Genomic DNA, 16991 nt, shown 5'->3' with positions numbered 1-16991 from the left:
GCAAGCCATCCGGGATGGCTTCTTCGCACCCCGCTCGACTCAGGTGCGGATAGCGCGCCCCTGAGGCAATCGACACAAGGACAGCGAACATGAATGAGCTGATGAGTTTCTGGGGACAATGGCTGCGCCCCTCGGCGGGACTGCCGACGGTGCAGTGGTCACTGCTGCTGGCCGTGGCATCCACCTGCGGCTATCTCGTGTACCGGCATACGGGGCTGCCGAAGGTGGTGGGTTATTCCATCGTCGGCATGGTGGCCGGACTGCTCGGCTTCAGCGGCGCCGTCTGGCCGCTGCAGGGCATTGGCCTGTTCCTGATCGAACTGGGCATCTCCATCGTGCTGTTCGATGCCGGCGGACGCATTCCATGGCGCTGGTTCCGGCACAACCCGATGGTGCTCGTGCAGAGCATCGCCGAATCCGCGCTCACCTACTTCGCCGTGTACTTCACCATGCTGTGGCTGAACGTGCCGAGGGAGGCCGCCGGCCCGATCGCGCTCGTGGCCATGGCGGCGTCACCTGCCGTCGTCACGCGCGTGGTGGCCGATACGCGCGCGGCCGGCCCCGTCACCGACAGGGCGATCGTGCTGGCGACGCTGTCCACGCTCTACGCGCTGACGTTCGGCGGCGCGCACGCCGAGATGCTCAGCCGCCCCGGCAGCAGCTTCTTCGAGGCGGTTCCACCGGTGATGGTGATGTTCGGTGTGTCGATCGTCGTGGGCGCGCTGCTCTCCGGCCTGATCCGACTTGCGCTGCGCTACATGAGCCCGTCGAGCGAGAACACCTCCATCATGGTGCTCGCGCTGATCGCGGCGAGCACGGCGGTCGCGGCACACCTCGGAGGCTCTGCGCCGCTGGCCGCCCTGCTGGGGGGCATGCTGATCAAGCAGTTGCATCCCCGACCCTGGGCCCTGCCCAGGCAGCTCGGTACGGCGTCGTCGGTGATCACCATGCTGATGTTCGTGCTGGTGTCCACCGTGGCCGCGCAGGCGGACTGGAGCGCCGCCATCGCGGGCACCGTGCTGGCATTGATTGCGGTTCGCCTTGTTGCCAAGGCACTGGGCGTCGGCATCGGCAATGTCGGCAGCGGCGCCAGCTGGCGCCAGGCCGTGTGGGTGGGCGCGGCGATGATGCCGATGTCGTCCATCGCGCTGCTCATCGCATCGCAGTTCATGGCGGCCTCCGCATCCACCGGCGAAGCCATCTCGCGCATCGCGCTGCCGACCATCCTGCTCATGGAAGTGTTCGGCGCTGTGATCGCCACCGTCGCGCTGTACCGCGCGGGCGAAACCCACAAGCCCTGGGCCGAGCTGCCCACGGGCACCGCACGGGAGGAACAACGTGAGTCTTGAAGCCTTTCACCACTCCGAACCGCTCACGCTGGGCGTGGAGCTCGAGCTGCAGCTCGTGAACACGCACGACTATGACCTCGCGCCCTACGCCGAGGACATGCTGCGCCTCATGCACAAGAACACGCTGCCCGGCAGCGTGGTGCCCGAGATGACGAACAGCATGATCGAGATCTCGACCGACGTATGCCATTCGTGCAGCGAGGTCATCAGCCAGCTCACACCGATCCGCGATGCGCTGGTCAAGAGCGCGGACAAGCTCAACATCGCCGTCGTGGGCGGCGGCACGCACCCGTTCCAGCAATGGCACGAGCGGCGCATCTACGACAAGCCGCGCTTTCACGAGCTCTCTGCACTCTACGGCTACCTGACCAAGCAGTTCACCATCTTCGGGCAGCATGTGCACATCGGCTGCCCCGATGCCGATGCCGCGCTGCTCATGCTGCACCGCATGTCGCGCTACATCCCCCACTGCATCGCGTTGTCGGCATCGAGCCCCTACGTGCAGGGGCAGGACACGCAATTCGACTCCGCGCGCCTGAATTCGGTATTCGCATTCCCGCTGTCCGGCCGCGCGCCCTGCGTGCTGCGCTGGAGCGAGTTCGAGTCCTACTTCGACAAGATGACGCACACCGGCGTGGTCAAGAGCATGAAGGACTTCTACTGGGACATCCGCCCCAAGCCCGAGTACGGCACCATCGAGATCCGCGTGTTCGACACGCCGCTCACCATCGAGCGCGCCGCCGCACTCGCGGGCTACGTGCAGTCGCTCGGCGCCTGGTTCCTTGAGGAGCAGCCGTTCACGCCCGAGGAGGACGACTATCTCGTCTACACCTACAACCGCTTCCAGGCCTGTCGCTTCGGCCTCGATGCCGTCTACGTCGATCCGCCCACGGGCACGCACATGCAGCTGCGCGACCACATCCTCGAGACCATGGACCGCATCGCACCCTACGCCGAGGCACGCGGCGCCACGGGCGCGTTGCAGTTGCTGCGCAAGGACGTGGAGGCCGGCCAGAACGATGCACGCTGGCTGCGCGACCGCCAGCGCGAGGAGCAGATGCTGGCCGAGGTGAGCCGCCAGGCGTCGCTGCGCTTTCGCGGAGCATGACCCATGCGGTGGCCACGCGGGCCGTCCCCTGGAAGGATGACGACGTTATTTTCAGCAAGGTTTTCTGCACGAAAGGCAATACCGGCAGGCCATGGGTGAATTCGATCTGATCGCACGCTATTTCACGCGCCCTGTGCGGCGTGCTGCCCTGGGCGTGGGCGATGACTGCGCGCTGCTGCGCGTCGAGGCGGGCATGCAGCTGGCAGTGTCCAGCGACATGCTGGTCGCGGGAAGGCATTTCTTCGAGGACGTCGATCCCCGGCATCTCGGCCACAAGTCTCTGGCCGTGAACCTGAGCGACCTGGCGGCCAGCGGCGCAAAGCCCCTGGCATTCACGCTCGCCCTGTCGCTGCCGAGTGTCGACGAGCATTGGCTCCAGGGCTTCTCGCAGGGACTGCTCGCGCTGGCGGACCAGCATGGCTGCGAGCTCGTGGGTGGCGACACCACGCAAGGCCCGCTCAACATCTGCATCACCATCTTCGGCGAGGTGCCCCCGGGGCAGGCGCTGCTGCGCAGCGGTGCCAGGGTGGGCGATGACATCTGGGTGAGCGGCACGCTCGGCGATGCGCGGCTGGCGCTCGATGCCATGCTCGGCAAGGTGCACCTCCCGCCCGATCTGTTCAAGGTGGCCCGCCAGCGCCTCGAGTGCCCCACCCCGCGCGTGGCGCTGGGGCTGGCCCTGCGCGGCATTGCCAGCAGCGCGCTGGACGTGAGCGACGGCCTGCTGGGCGATCTTTCCCACATCCTCAAGCAGTCGCTCGCGGGTGCGGAAATCGACGCGGAAGCGGTGCTGCAGACCATGCAGGCCCGCCAGTCCGGGCTCTCGCTGCCCGATGACCTGTGGTGCCAGTGCGTGCTGGCCGGCGGCGACGACTACGAACTGGCCTTCACCGCCCCCGCAGGCGCGCGCGAACATGTGCTCGCAGCGGCGCACTCGGCGCAGACGCGGGTCACGCGCATCGGGCGCGTCACCGAGGGACAGGGCATCCGCCTCGTCGACGCCAGGGGCCAGCCGCTCGCCCGCCAGCGCTGGAACTCCTTTGACCATTTTGCGTGAAGCGGCGCTGCAGGAGCCACGAGCAGGTGCCCTGCGCGCTCCCTGCGCGCTCCCTTCGCACTGTTAGCATGTGCGCTGCCGGTCTTCCGGCCCAACGAACGAGGTTGTATGCCCATCAGAATGCCTTCGCAGCTGTCCTCCCTTCCCGCCCGTCCCCTCAAGGCGCCGCTGCTGCCCGCCGCCATGCTGCTGGCATGCAGCGGTGTGCTGGCCGCCCCCACCTCCGTATCCGCTGTCTCGGCCGACGGCGGCTCGCGCATCACGCAGGTGAAGGTCTATCCGGGCAGTGCCACCGTGGAGCGCACGGCACGTGTGCCCGCTGGCGCGCGCAGCCTCACCATCCGCTGCCTCTCGCCCCAGCTCGACGTGCAGAGCCTGCAGGTGCAGGCCGACGCCCATGTGCGCATCGGCGAGAGCAGCGTCAAGGTGCAGGATCGCGACCTCGACAAGGAATGCGCCACGCCGCTCGACGATCAGGTGCGCGATGCCGAGGACCGGGTGGCTTCCGCGAAGGCAGAAACCGATTCGCTCGAACTGGCCACCAGCTATCTCAGGACCGTTGCCACCGTGCCGCCCTCGGAGCCCCACAGCGGGCCGGGAACGCCGGGGTCCGCATCGATCAACGGCACCACGGACACGCTGCGGCGCTCGTCGCAGGACCTGCTGCTCAAGCTGCACCAGTCCAAGCGCCGCCAGGAGGCCGCGGAGCTCGCGCTCAAGGAGCTCACGGAGGAGCGCAACCGGATCGCCGGCCCCAAGGCGCGCACGTCCACCGTGACGATCACCCTTGCTAGCGATCGTGAAGGCGAGCTGCGGCTGTCCTATCAGTTGCGCGGCCCCGGATGGTCGCCCAGCTACCGCGCCGCGCTGGACAGCACCAGCGGCGTGGTGAAGTTCGAGCGCCTGGCGCTCGTCGCGCAGAACACGGGCGAGGACTGGCGCAACGTGCAGCTGGCGCTGTCCACGGGCCAGCCCACACGCTCGACCGCCGGACGGCTGCCCGGCCCCTGGACGATCAACGTGGCGCCTGCGGAGCAGTTCACGACGGAAATTCGCGCCATGCCCGCCCCGGCACCCGTGGCCGCATCCAAGGTCACTCTCATGTCCATGGGAGATAGGGGTGCGGAAACCACGCCCGCGATGCCGAACTTCGACGTGCAGGTGAGCGACGACGCCTATGCCACGGAGTTCACCGTGCCCCAGCGCATCACCGTGCCCTCGGGCGGGCAGCGCATCACGCTGTCGCTGGGCTCGCTCGATGCACGCGCGCAACTGGTCTCGCGCACCTCGCCGGGCGTGGAGCCCGCCGCCTACCTGATCGCACAACTCTCCGCACTGCCCGGTGTATGGCCCGCCGCCCCGGTCGCCCTGTACCGCGACGGCGCCTATGTGGGGCAGGGCCGGCTCGACAACAACAGCGACGAGCTCTCGCGCACCGGCCTGTCCTTCGGCCGCGACGAACGCGTCGTCGTCACGGCCGAGCCGCAACAGCAGAACTCCGGCAGCGCAGGGTTCACGGGCGCGAATGTCGAGCGCAAGGTGCAGCACGCCTACCGTGTCGAGAGCCGCCATCAGCGCCCGATTGCGCTGCAGGTGCTGGACGCCGCCCCCGTGTCGCAGAACGAGCAGATCGACGTGGTGTCGCAATACGACCCCTTGCCCGCCGACAAGGCATGGAACCGTCGCCCCGGCCTGATTCTCTGGAGCGAAACCCTTGCCCCCGGCTCTTCCCTGCGATTCACTGCTGCGCATACACTCCGTTACCCGAAGGATGCGCGCCTGCAGGAGTCGAAGTGACGGCCTGAAGGACGCATGCTCGTCCTCTGAACGCCTCCATGCAAGATTTCCCAGCCTCTCCTGGATCAACGCCCGCACCGATGCCCGAGCCGCAGCCTCATGCGCCGCCGCCCCCGCCGCGCTACTCGCTGCGGCGCTTCATGCTGTCCCACCCCCTGCACCTGGTGGCGCTCGGCTTCGGCAGCGGCCTTTCGCGCTTCGCCCCGGGCACTGTCGGCACGGCCTGGGGCTGGCTGGCCTATCTGGTGATGCAGATGTGGCTCACACAGGCACAACTGGGCCTCGTGATCGCCGGCTCGCTCGTGCTGGGCTGGATCGCCTGCACCATCACGGCCCGCCACATGGGCGTGTCCGACCCCGGCAGCATCGTCTGGGATGAGGTGGTTGCCATCTGGATCGTTCTCTGGCTTGCCATGCCCATGGGATTCTGGGGCCAGCTCATCGCGTTCGGATTGTTCCGCTTCTTCGACGCGGCCAAGCCCGGCCCGGTGAAATGGGCCGACCAGCTGTTCAAGGGCTTCGGCTGGCGCGGCGGCTTCGGCATCATGTTCGATGACCTGGTGGCTGCCTTCTGCACCCTCCTCGTGATCGCCTTCTGGAGATGGATCTGATGCTCGAGCAAGACAACCCGCAGGGCGTTTCGCAATCGGCCGGCAAGGAGCTTTTCGGCCTGCCCAGCGAGCAGCTGGAGCCGCATCTGCGCCAGCTCGCGGACACCCTGAGGTCGCGCAAGCTGATGCTGGCCACCGCCGAGAGCTGCACCGGCGGCATGATCGCCGCGGCCTGCACCGACCTGGCGGGTTCCAGCGACTGGTTCGAGCGCGGCTTCGTGAGCTACAGCAACGCCGCCAAGACCGACCTGCTGGGCGTTCCCAGCATGCTGGTGCTGCTGCATGGCGCCGTGAGCGAGCCCGTGGTGCGTGCCATGGCAAGCGGCGCGGTGCTGCGCTCCCAGGCCCAGGTCAGCATGGCCGTGACGGGCGTGGCGGGACCCGGCGGCGGCACGGCGGCCAAGCCCGTCGGCACGGTCTGGTTCGGCTGGCAGGTTGATGGCGTGCTGCACAGCGAGGTGCGGCAGCTCGCGGGCGACCGCGCCACCGTGCGCTCGGAGACGGTGCGGCACGCGATCGTGCGGCTCAACGAACTGATGGCCTGACGCGCGCGGGAATCAGAACACCACGCCCGAGATCAGCGCGATGTTCGCGTAGGGTGTGAACTCCCCCGTGCGCACCACGGCCACGGCGCGCTGGCTCAGTTGCTTGAAATCCTCGTGCGACACGGTCTGCGCCTGAGGCAGATGCGCGGCATTGTCCGCATACCAGGAGGGCATGTCACCGCCACTTCCGAGTGCTTCGCGCGCGATCACGGCGCGCTCCACCTGCAGCTCGGTCAGCACGACCTCCAGCACCGTGGATACGGCCGGCACGCCCGCACACAGCGCCAGGTCGACGCGCCGCACGCCCGGAGGAACGGGCAGGCCCGCGTCGCCGATCACCAGCACATCGCCATGCCCCATGCCGGCAATCAGCTGCGAGAGTTCCGCATTCAGCAACGGTGTGCGTTTCATATCCGGCTCCAGCGCGTGGCGCTCGTCAGTTGTTCGACCTCGGCCGCATGCGGAATCGAGGGCTGGGCGCCCGCGCGCGTCACGCAGATGGCGGCCGCGCGCATGGCCCATTGCGTGGCATCGTCGAGCGGTGCCCCCTGTGCCAGCCGCACGGTGAGCGCCCCCAGAAAGGTGTCGCCCGCCGCCGTACTGTCCACGGCCTGTACCTGCACGGCCTCGTGCCAGCGCGTGCCGTCCGCGTCGCAGACCACGGCGCCGTTCGCGCCCAGCGTGACCACGACCCGCGCGATGCCGTTGGCCAGGAGCTGCCGCGCCGCCACGGCCGCCTGCTGCGGAGTGCCCACGGCCAGCCGGCTCAAGGCACTGGCTTCGGTCTCGTTCACCACCAGGACATCGATGCCGCTCCACCACGCCTGCGGGAATGCCTGCATCGGCGACGGATTGAGCGCCACCCTGCATCCCACCTTGCGCGCGATGCGCAGCGTCTTCTCCACTTCGGCAAGAGGCGTCTCGAACTGCAGCACGACGAACTGCGCATCGCGCAGCAGGGACTCCAGCAGGTCCTCGGGCACGCTCAGCCACTGGTTCGCGCCGGCCAGCACCACGATCTGGTTCTGCCCGGCGTCGTCCACCGAGATCACGGCCACGCCGGTGGCCGCATCGCTCGCCTGCATGACATGCGACACGTCGATGCCGTCGCCCTGCAGCGAAGCCAGCAACTGCTCACCATAGGCATCCCTGCCCACGCAGGACAGCAGGCACACCTGCGCGCCCTGGCGCGCACAGCTCACGGCCTGGTTGCCGCCCTTGCCGCCCGGCACATGGCGCAGGTCGCGGCCGAGCAGCGTCTCTCCCGCCACCGGCATATGCGGCACGCGCAGCACCATGTCCATGTTCAGGCTGCCCAGCACCACGATGCGCGGGCGGGAGTCCCGGGCACGTGTCTTGTCATCGGTCGAATCAGTCATCGGATCGTTCATCCCCTTGCCGTATCCCGGGGCCGGCCGCTGCTGGCACGCACCACCAGTGACGGTGCCAGCAATTGAATGGAGGAAGTGCTCCCCGCCTCCGCCACCGGAGCGGGCTTCGGGGTGCGCTTGCCCGCCGCCATCAGCGCGAGCAGGCGGGCCAGCGCCTCGCCCGCCATGCGCTGCACGGGCTGCGCCACCGTGGTGAGCGCAGGCTGCGTGTAGCTCGCCAGCTCGATATCGTCATAGCCCACCACCGCCATGTCCTGCGGCACGCCCAGCGCCTGCTCATGCATGGCCCGCAGCGCCCCCATGGCCATCAGGTCGTTGCAGGCGAATACCGCGCTCGGGCGCGCCGCCGCGTCGCGGTCCAGCAGTTCGCGCATCGCGAGATAGCCGCCGTTGACAGAGAAGTCCGCATAGACCAGCAGATTGACGTCACGCCCCGCGCGCTGCAGCTGCTCCCGCCACCCCTGCACACGCGATTCGCTCGAATGCAGCCGTGCAGGTCCCGCGATGCATGCGATGCGCTCATGGCCCAGCTGCAGCAGATGCTCCGCGGCCAGCGCACCTCCCTGCACGTGGTCCGTCTGCACGCACGGGCAGTCCAGCCCGTCGATGTCGCGGTCGATGAGCACCATCGGCATGCGGGTCTCCGCCAGGTGGCGCGACATGCGCTCGTCGTCGGTCGTCGATGCGACGATCACGCCGTCCACGCGCTTCTTGGCCAGCACGTCGAGGTAGACACGCTGGCGATCCGCGTTGTCGTCGGTGTTGCACAGCAGCAGCGCATAGCCCGCCTCGAAGCAGGCGTCCTCCACGGCGCGCACCAGCTCGGCGAAGTAGGGATTGGAGTTGTTGGGCACCAGCATGCCGATGGTATGCGTGGCATTCATCTTGAGGCTGCGCGCCACGGCGCTCGGCACATAGTCCAGCGTGCGCACGGCCTCCAGCACGCGTGCCTGCGTGTCCACGTGCACCGCGCGCGTCTTGTTGAGCACGTGCGAAACCGTGGTCACCGAGACCCCGGCCAGCCGGGCCACATCCTTTATGCTGGTCATCGCCGAATGCTCTTCACGCTTCGCGTCACGCGGCCACGCGCTTCTGGCGCAGGGTGTCGATGATTACCGCGACGACGATCACCACGCCGGTGATGATGCGCTTTTGCGGCTCGCTCGCCCCCACCTGCGCAAGGCCGGCCTCGAGCACGGCGATGATGAGGACGCCAAAGAACGTGGCGATCACCGAACCGCGGCCGCCCATCAGGCTGGTGCCGCCGATCACCACGGCGGCGATCACCTGCAGCTCCATGCCGACGCCCGTGTTCGGATCGGCAGCCTCCAGGCGCGCGGACTGCATCAGCCCCGCGAGCGCCGCCAGCAGGCCCATCACCGCAAACACCGTGATGCGGATCGGGCGCGGATCGATGCCCGCAAGGCGCATTGCCTCCTCGTTGGTGCCGATGCCGATGACGTACCGCCCGAACACCGTGCGCGTGAGGACGACATGCCCGATGATGACAATCGCCAGCGCAATCAGGAACGCCGACGAGACACCCTCCATGATGGGCGCAGCAAGGCCCGATATCGCATCGCCCACATACTGTGTGCGCGAGTCGGTCACTACATAGGCCGCTCCGCGCAGCGCCTCCAGCATGCCCAGCGACACGATGAAGGTCGGAAGCCGCCAGACCACCGACACCGCGCCGGTCACCGCGCCGCACAGCAATCCGGTGAGCAACCCGAGCGCGCCGGCCAGCCACACATTCATTCCCCAGATCAGGATCGCCTGCGCCGCCACTGCCGCCGACAGGGCCAGCACCGAGCCCACCGACAGGTCGATGCCCGCGATGATCAGCACGAAGGTCATGCCCACCGCCATCACGGCCAGTGCCGGAATCTCATTGGCGATGGTGACGAAGGTCTCCTTGCTCCAGAAGTATTCGGAGAGCGCGCTGAACAGCGCCACCATGCCCAGCAGCACGACCAGCAGGCCCAGATACGTGCCCCATGAGCCGCGCAGCGCCTGGCTCCATGGCGAGGCGGCCTTAGTGTCCTTGGACGTGCTCGTACTCGTGCTGTTCATGGGGAGGGTGCTTTCTTTCTCTTGTGTTCTTCCAGGGTGTTGCCGAATGCGGCGGCGAGCAATTGCTGCTCCGTCCACTCGCCGCGCTCGAACACCGCCACCAGGCTGCCGCCGTGCATCACGCCGATGCGGTCGCACATGGCCATCAGCTCACGCAGGTCGCTGGACACCATGAGCACCGCCTTGCGCTCGGCCACCATGCGGTCCATCTCGTTGTACAGGTCGGCGCGCGCGCCCACGTCCACGCCGCGCGTGGGCTCGTCGAGCAGCAGCACGTCGCAGGGCTGGTGCAGCCAGCGTGCGAACACCACCTTCTGCTGATTGCCACCACTCAAGGTGGACACCGCCTGCTCCGCGCTGCGGGAGCGGATGCGCAGCCGCGTGATCCAGCTGCGCGCGACATCGCCTTCGCGCCCCTTCTGCAGCCAGCCCGCGCTCGCCACCTTCCCCACGCCCGCGAGCGTGGTGTTCACGCGGATCGACTGCGGCAGCAGCAGGCCTTGCGACTTGCGGTCCTCCGTGACCAGCCCCACGCCCGCCTCGATGGCATGCACCGGGCTGCGCCAGTTGGGTGAGGCATCCGAACGCGGCTTGCCGTGCTCGTCGAAGATGCTGATCTCGCCCGCTTCGGCGCGATCCGCACCGAACAGCAGGCGCACGAGCTCGGTTCTTCCCGAACCCACCAGGCCGGCCAGCCCCATGATCTCCCCCGCATACAGGTCGAGGCTCACGTCACGCACCCATGCGCCCCGGCGCAGGCCGCGCGCCGACAGCCGCCGCTCGCCGCGGCTGCGCCGTGCACGGCCTTCGTTGTCCTGCACCACATGGCCGACCATGCGCTCGACCAGCTCGTGCTCCTGCACGCCCTGCATGGCGCGCACGTCCACCAGCCGCCCGTCGCGCAGCACGGCCACGCGGTCCGCGATGCGCTGCAGCTCCTCCAGCCTGTGCGACACGTAGACGATCGCCACGCCGCGCGCCTTCATCAGCGCGATCTGCTCGAACAGATGCTCGATCTCGGCGGGCGTGAGCATGGCGGTGGGCTCGTCGAGCACCAGCACGCGCGTGCCGTCCTGCAGGTTGCGGGCGATCTCCACCATCTGCTGCTGGCCGATGCCCAGGCGCGCCACCGGCGTGTCGGGATCGATGCCGGTCAGGCCAATCTTCGCGAGCTGCTCGCGCGCGAGGCTGCGAATGCGCTCGTTGTCCAGCCAGCCCATGCGGTTCGGCAACCGGTCGAGCAGCAGGTTCTCGGCCACGGTGAGCGTGGGAATCAGGCCCAGCTCCTGCATGACCATGCGCACCCCGTGCGCCTCGGCGTCGCGGCGCGAACGTGGCACGAAGGCCGCACCGTCCAGTTCGAGCGCCCCATCGAAATCCTGCACCAGGCCGCACAGGATCTTCGACAGCGTGCTCTTGCCGGCTCCGTTCTCGCCGGTGAGCGCCAGCACCTCGCCCGCGTGCAGCTCAAGCGCCACCCCTTGCAGCACCACGGTGCCCGCATAGGACTTGCCCACGCCCCGCATCGCCACGCGCACCACAGGTGCGGGGATGTTGGCGGGGTCTCCTTCCGGTGGCGCCATCACTGCCATATCACGGCCATGTCGGTTTGCAACGCAGCCGACGCTTACTTGCTGTCCTTGGTGACCAGGACCACGTCGGTCTTCACCTCGGCGGGCAGGTCAGCCTGCTTCTTGCCTTCGGCGATCGCCTTCAGTGCGATGTCGATGCCGAACACCGCCTGCTTGGCGGCGAACTGATCGGCCGTGGCCAGCACGCGGCCGTCCTTGAGCATCGGCTTGAGCGCGGCGATGTTGTCGTAGCCGACCACGTCCACCTTGCCCGTGCGGCCCGCGGCCTTGACGGCAGCCACCACACCCAGCGCCATGCTGTCGTTGCCCGCCAGGATGGCCTTGAGGTCCGGATGCTCGCGCAGCATGCCGGCGGCCACCGTGTTGCCCTTATCGATTTCCCACTGGCCGGACTGCACGCTCACCACGTTCGCGCCCACGGCCTTCATCGCATCCTGATAGCCCAGCGTGCGCTGCTGGCCGTTGAACGACGTGGACACGCCCTCGACGATGCCCACCTTGTCGCCCGAGGCCAGCTTCTTGGCGAGGAAATCGCCCACCAGCTTGGCGCCGGTGCGGTTGTCCGGGCCCACGAACGGCACCTTCAGGTCCTTGCTCGCGAGCGCGTCGGCGTCGAGCTTGTTGTCGATGTTGATGATCAGCACGCCCTTGTCGGCCGCGGCCTTGAGCGCAGGAACCAGCGCCTTGGAATCGGCCGGTGCGATGACGATGGCGTTCACGCGCTGCGCCACCATCTGCTCGACCATCTTGATCTGCGCGGCCGTGTCGGTCTCGTCCTTGATGCCGTTGGCCACCAGCGTGAACTTGCCGGCGTTCTGCTTCTGGTAGGCCTTCGCGCCATCCTCCATCGTGCGGAAGAACTCATTGGCCAGCGACTTCATCACCAGGGCCACCTTGGGCTTGTCGGCGGCAGAGGCGTTGTGGGCAAAGCCGGCTACCGATGCCAGGGCCAGCGCAGCAGCCAGGGTACGACGGGTAAAACGCATGGGTGTCTCCAGAGAGAGTGATGATGAGGATTCCTGCCTTTGCCGGACCAATGTGGCAAAAGAGCGAGGATGCGGATTTTTGCACTCACGCAAACGTTTGCTATTCAGGGAATACCCTCAAATCGCGTTCGACGCAGATCCTCCTGGTAAGCGGCTGCATCCTCCCGGACGAACCGTTGCCAGCCCTCGACGGTGAGCGGATGGTCGCTGGCGGGCGGCGCGTTGGGCAGGGTGATTTAATCCATTCAATTTCTGTCACCGATAGAGAAAGCTATTCCACACAGGCGCCTTTCATCCATGCGCAATCCTCTCTATGTCCTGCTCTCGGTGGTGCTGATCGACGCGATCGGCATCGCGCTGATCATGCCCGTGCTCCCCAGCCTGCTCCATGTGCTGGTCGGCAGCGGCGGCGACAACAGCTTCCACCTGGGCGCGCTGATGGCCGTCTATGCATTGATGCAGTTCCTGTTTGCACCCATCCTCGGCTCGCTGAGCGACCGCTGGGGACGCCGGCCGGTGCTGCTGCTCTCACTCGCGGGCGCGGCCGTCGATTACCTGCTCATGGCATGGGCACCCCATCTCGCCTGGCTCTATGCCGGACGCCTGATCGCCGGGCTGCTCGGCGCCAACATGGCCGTCGCGTCGGCCTACATCACCGACATCACGCCCGAGGAGCAACGCGCCGCGCGCTTCGGCCAGATGGGGGCCATGATGGGGATCGGCTTCATCGCCGGGCCGGTACTGGGCGGCCTGCTGGGCGAATGGTCTCTGCGCGCGCCATTCCTGTTCGCCGCGGTGCTCAACGGCCTCAATTTCCTGGTCGGCTGGAGGGTGCTGCCCGACTCGCGCGAGCGCCCTGCCGGGCAGCACCCGGCTTCCACGCCCCTTCAACTGAATGCATTCGCCAGCCTGCACCGCCTCCACGGCACGCCAGGGCTCCTGCTGCTCGTGGGCGTGTTCGGGGTCGTCGCACTGGCCGGGCAACTTCCGGGCACGATCTGGATTCTCTACGGCCAGGACCACTTCGGCTGGAGCACCTGGATCGCCGGGCTGTCCCTGGCCACGTATGGCCTGTGCCACGCGCTGGCCCAGGCCTTCGCCATCGGGCCGCTGGTGCAGCGCCTCGGGGAACTGCGGGCGCTGCTCGTGGGGCTGTTCTGCGACGCGCTCGGCATGCTGCTGCTTGCCTTTGCCACGCAGGGCTGGATGCCTTTCGCGCTGCTGCCCCTGTTCGCGGCCGGTGGGCTCTCGCAACCGGCGCTGCAGTCCATGATCACGCGCCATGTGGACGATGCGCACCAGGGCGAACTGCAGGGCACGCTGGCCAGCATCATGAGCCTGATCGGCGTGGGCGGCCCGCTCGTCGCCACCGCGCTGTTTTCCTTCAGCCGCCAGCACTGGGGCGGCATGGTCTGGGCGATGGGGGCCGCGGTGTACCTGCTGGCGCTGCCGTTGCTGCAGCGGTACCGGCGAAGCGCTGCGGCAGGGCGCGGCGCGGGCACCCTGGGCGACTTCTAGCCGCGCCTCCTGCTCAGCGAGCGTCGATCACGCTCCGTGGCACTTCTTGTATTTCTTGCCGCTGCCGCAGGGGCATGGATCGTTGCGACCCGGCTCGGCTTCCTTGCGGATGGTCTCCACGCGTGGCCCGAAGCTCTTCCAGATCTGGCGCAGGTCGTAGCACGCCCAGATCGCCTCGCCCACCTGCTCCACGCGCTCCTGGCTGGTGCTGGCGGGACCTGCGTCGTCGTACATGTTGACGGCGGGCTTGCCCGTGTCGTCCTCGGTGATCGCCACGATCTTCTCGAGCGAATCGTCGATCCACTTGGCCGCATCCTTGTCGCGCGGCGCGGTCCATTCGTCGGGCCAGTTCTCCACGGCGAACATGAAGCCCAGCGCCCAGACCTGCGCGAACGAGGGGATGTCCTGATCGGCCATCTCGGCGCGCTCTTCCTCGGGCAGCATCGAGATCGCGCCACGCATGTCCATGCACTCGGGCTGGAAGGCGTCATCGGCGTCGAGCGAGTCGGTTTCGATGTCCAGTTGCGATGCCACTTCGTGCAGGCGCAGCCCGCACAGCTCCAGGAAGCGCGCCTGCTGGGCCTCGTCCTGGAAGATGTCGGCCTGCAGCGGCAGCGGCTGGCCCTCCTGCTGCACGCCCTCGATCTCGGCGCCGTCGCCCAGCAGCATCGGCAGCCATTCGGTCACGGGAACGGGCCGGCGCGTGCAGACCAGCGCGGTCAGGTAACCGTCGCAGAATTCCCATTGCGGCGTTTCCTCGTTGCGGCTGCGCACGTCGTCCAGGATGGCGTCGAGTTCGTCAAGCGCATCGTTGCTCAGCGCTGGATTGAATTCGTCTGTGGAAGGGGTCGCGTCGAGCGTGGGGTCTTGTGCTGCCATGGGAGTCCGGTGTGAGAGGCATGCCACCGGCAGGCGGCCGGAAAGCCGCATGGGATGTGCATGCAAAAGGGCTCGATTTTACGACGCCCCTGTGAAAGGGGCGTTTCGCGTCCCCGTTCCCGACCAGGCTTCCACCGGCGCCCTTCCGACATCCAAAGGGTATTTCCCCGACGCCGGGCAGCCGCCTGCCGGGTGCAATACGCTTGGGTCGGTACGATACCCCAGCGCAGTTCCAGCCACCCGTTGTGATCTGCAGAGTCCATCCACCCAAGCTACAGCCTGACCGATGAGCACCACACTCGCACCCCGCCGCCTTCCCGCATGGGTTCCCCTTCGCTACACCACGTTCTGCATCGCGCTGCTCGGCACCGGCCTGTTCTTCGCCGCCGCGCGCCTGTGGGGCGGCGGCTGGTGGTGGACGGGCTATGGTGTCTGCCTTGCGCTGTCGGTGCTCGGCGTATGGGACATGCTGCAGACGCGCCATGCCATCCTGCGCAACTATCCGATCATCGGGCACTTCCGCTTCATGCTGGAGTACATCCGGCCCGAGATCCGCCAGTACTTCATCGAGTCCGATCAGGAGGCGCTGCCCTTCTCGCGCGCGCAACGCTCACTGGTCTACCAGCGCGCCAAGGGCGAACCCGACAGCCGGCCGCTCGGCACGCTGCTCAACGTGTCCGCACAGGGCTACGAATGGGTGAACCACTCGATGCAGCCGACGAAGCTCGATTCGCACGATTTCCGCATCTGGATCGGCGGCGAACCGGGCCAGCCGCGCGAAGGCGCATCGCCCTGCACGCAGCCCTACCACGCCAGCATCTTCAACATCTCGGCGATGAGCTTCGGCGCGCTCTCGGCCAACGCGATCCTCGCGCTCAACAAGGGCGCGAAGGCCGGCGGCTTCGCGCACGACACCGGCGAGGGATCGATCAGCCAGCATCATCGCGTGCATGGCGGCGATCTGATCTGGGAAATCGGGTCGGGCTATTTCGGCTGCCGCAATGACGACGGCACCTTCAACGAGGAAAAGTACGTCGCGAATGCCACCGACCCGCAGGTCAAGATGATCGAGCTCAAGCTCAGCCAGGGTGCCAAGCCGGGCCATGGCGGCATGCTGCTCGGCCCCAAGGTCACGCCGGAAATCGCGGCCGCGCGCGGCGTTCCCGCAGGCGTGGACTGCATCAGCCCGCCCGCGCACAGCGCGTTCAAGACGCCGGTCGAGATGATGCATTTCATTGCCCGCCTGCGCGAGAAATCCGGCGGCAAGCCCACCGGCTTCAAGTTCTGCGTGGGCCACCCCTGGGAGTGGTTCGCCATCGTGAAGGCCATGCTGGAAACCAATATCACGCCGGACTTCATCGTCGTGGACGGGGCGGAGGGCGGCACGGGCGCGGCTCCCGTGGAGTTCGTCGACCACGTCGGCGTGCCGCTGCAGGAAGGGCTCACGCTGGTGCACAACACGCTCATCGGAGCGGGCCTGCGGCATCGCATCCGGATCGGAGCGGCGGGCAAGGTGATCACCGCGTTCGACATCGCGCGCATGATGGCCCTCGGTGCCGACTGGTGCAACGCCGGGCGCGGCTTCATGATGGCGCTGGGCTGCATCCAGGCCCAGAGCTGCCACACAGGCCACTGCCCGACAGGCGTCGCCACGCAGGACCCGGGCCGCCAGAAGGCACTGGTCGTGCCCGACAAGGCCACGCGCGTCGCCAACTTCCACAGGAGCACGCTGCACGCCCTGCAGGAGATGGTGCAGGCCGCCGGCCTCGAACACCCTTGCGACATCACGGCGCACCACATCGTGCGCCGCATCTCCGACACCGAGGTGCGCCAGCTCGCCCATCTGGTGATGCGCGTGGAGCCCGGTGCGCTGCTCGGCGACCTGGAGGGCCAGCACAACGTGTTCAAGCAATACTGGCCGGGAGCCAGTGCGCGCACGTTCCAGTTTTCCCCGCCGCCGCTTGCGCCCAGCGCCAAGGAAACGCAGGGGAAAGCGCAGGCGGTGGCCGCATCCTGATACCCTTGTGGCCTCTTTTCGTTGTCCCGCCCCCTTTTCCCTGTTTGCCCTGCCGCCGATCGACCCAC

15 protein-coding genes are annotated in these 16991 nt (G+C 67.7%); 8 read left to right on the top strand and 7 right to left on the bottom strand.

Annotated features, from left to right (window positions below; genetic code table 11):
- Positions 1-89 precede the first annotated feature (89 nt).
- The 6 genes from H9K76_RS01685 to H9K76_RS01660 all read left to right on the top strand — a co-directional run bounded on the left by H9K76_RS01685 (position 90) and on the right by H9K76_RS01660 (position 6467).
- The gene (locus tag H9K76_RS01685) at positions 90-1349 is read left to right on the top strand and encodes a cation:proton antiporter (RefSeq protein ID WP_187597881.1); all 1260 of its coding nucleotides are present in this window, start codon (positions 90-92) and stop codon (positions 1347-1349) included.
- Positions 1339-2457 (top strand): YbdK family carboxylate-amine ligase, encoded by a 1119-nt coding sequence (locus tag H9K76_RS01680; protein WP_187597880.1) that lies wholly within the window; start codon positions 1339-1341, stop codon positions 2455-2457. The genes H9K76_RS01685 and H9K76_RS01680 overlap by 11 nt, the downstream gene beginning before the upstream one ends.
- Positions 2458-2548: 91 nt before the next feature.
- Positions 2549-3514, top strand: a complete 966-nt coding sequence (gene thiL, locus H9K76_RS01675) for a thiamine-phosphate kinase (protein WP_187597879.1) — start codon at positions 2549-2551, stop codon at positions 3512-3514.
- Between the two features lie 108 nt (positions 3515-3622).
- Positions 3623-5311, top strand: coding sequence for a DUF4139 domain-containing protein (locus H9K76_RS01670; protein ID WP_246475246.1), 1689 nt, complete (start codon positions 3623-3625; stop codon positions 5309-5311).
- Positions 5312-5391: 80 nt separating this feature from the next.
- A complete protein-coding gene (locus H9K76_RS01665; protein WP_187600404.1) occupies positions 5392-5922 on the top strand; it encodes a phosphatidylglycerophosphatase A family protein in 531 nt (176 codons plus the stop codon).
- Positions 5923-6047: 125 nt separating this feature from the next.
- Entirely contained in the window at positions 6048-6467 is a 420-nt protein-coding gene (locus tag H9K76_RS01660) for a CinA family protein (RefSeq protein WP_246475598.1), read from the top strand.
- A 12-nt stretch (positions 6468-6479) separates the two neighbouring features.
- Here the strand turns inward: H9K76_RS01660 and rbsD are convergent, their stop codons facing one another.
- From rbsD to H9K76_RS01630, 6 genes are read right to left on the bottom strand one after another with little or no spacing between them, the layout of a single operon-like run.
- On the bottom strand, positions 6480-6878 hold the full coding sequence (rbsD, locus tag H9K76_RS01655) for a D-ribose pyranase (protein ID WP_187597877.1): 399 nt from the start codon (positions 6876-6878) through the stop codon (positions 6480-6482).
- Positions 6875-7846, bottom strand: coding sequence for a ribokinase (gene rbsK / locus H9K76_RS01650; protein WP_187597876.1), 972 nt, complete (start codon positions 7844-7846; stop codon positions 6875-6877). The genes rbsD and rbsK overlap by 4 nt, the downstream gene beginning before the upstream one ends.
- 8 nt (positions 7847-7854) lie before the next feature.
- Complete coding sequence (locus tag H9K76_RS01645) at positions 7855-8907, bottom strand: LacI family DNA-binding transcriptional regulator (protein WP_187597875.1); 1053 nt, start codon at positions 8905-8907, stop codon at positions 7855-7857.
- Between the two features lie 25 nt (positions 8908-8932).
- Entirely contained in the window at positions 8933-9931 is a 999-nt protein-coding gene (locus H9K76_RS01640; RefSeq protein WP_187597874.1) for an ABC transporter permease, read from the bottom strand.
- Positions 9928-11514 carry a sugar ABC transporter ATP-binding protein gene (locus H9K76_RS01635; RefSeq protein ID WP_246475244.1) on the bottom strand — a complete coding sequence of 529 codons (1587 nt, stop codon included), beginning with the start codon at positions 11512-11514 and terminating at the stop codon, positions 9928-9930. The genes H9K76_RS01640 and H9K76_RS01635 overlap by 4 nt, the downstream gene beginning before the upstream one ends.
- A gap of 44 nt (positions 11515-11558) precedes the next feature.
- Positions 11559-12509: a sugar ABC transporter substrate-binding protein gene (locus H9K76_RS01630; protein ID WP_187597873.1), complete on the bottom strand. Its 951-nt coding sequence runs from the start codon at positions 12507-12509 to the stop codon at positions 11559-11561.
- 297 nt (positions 12510-12806) lie between these two features.
- On the opposite strand from H9K76_RS01630, the gene tet reads away from it, so the two are divergent.
- Complete coding sequence (tet, locus tag H9K76_RS01625) at positions 12807-14027, top strand: Tet(A)/Tet(B)/Tet(C) family tetracycline efflux MFS transporter (protein ID WP_187597872.1); 1221 nt, start codon at positions 12807-12809, stop codon at positions 14025-14027.
- A gap of 27 nt (positions 14028-14054) precedes the next feature.
- Here the strand turns inward: tet and H9K76_RS01620 are convergent, their stop codons facing one another.
- Entirely contained in the window at positions 14055-14906 is an 852-nt protein-coding gene (locus H9K76_RS01620; RefSeq protein WP_187597871.1) for a YecA/YgfB family protein, read from the bottom strand.
- A gap of 286 nt (positions 14907-15192) precedes the next feature.
- Here H9K76_RS01620 and H9K76_RS01615 point away from each other — a divergent pair, with 286 nt between their 5' ends.
- A complete protein-coding gene (locus H9K76_RS01615; protein WP_187597870.1) occupies positions 15193-16923 on the top strand; it encodes an FMN-binding glutamate synthase family protein in 1731 nt (576 codons plus the stop codon).
- Positions 16924-16991: the final 68 nt, after the last annotated feature.

This window comes from Diaphorobacter ruginosibacter (genome assembly GCF_014395975.1).
GTDB lineage: Bacteria > Pseudomonadota > Gammaproteobacteria > Burkholderiales > Burkholderiaceae_C > Diaphorobacter_A > Diaphorobacter_A ruginosibacter.
Note: the sequence above shows the minus strand (reverse complement) of the source record. Positions and strands in the feature narration are given on the sequence as shown.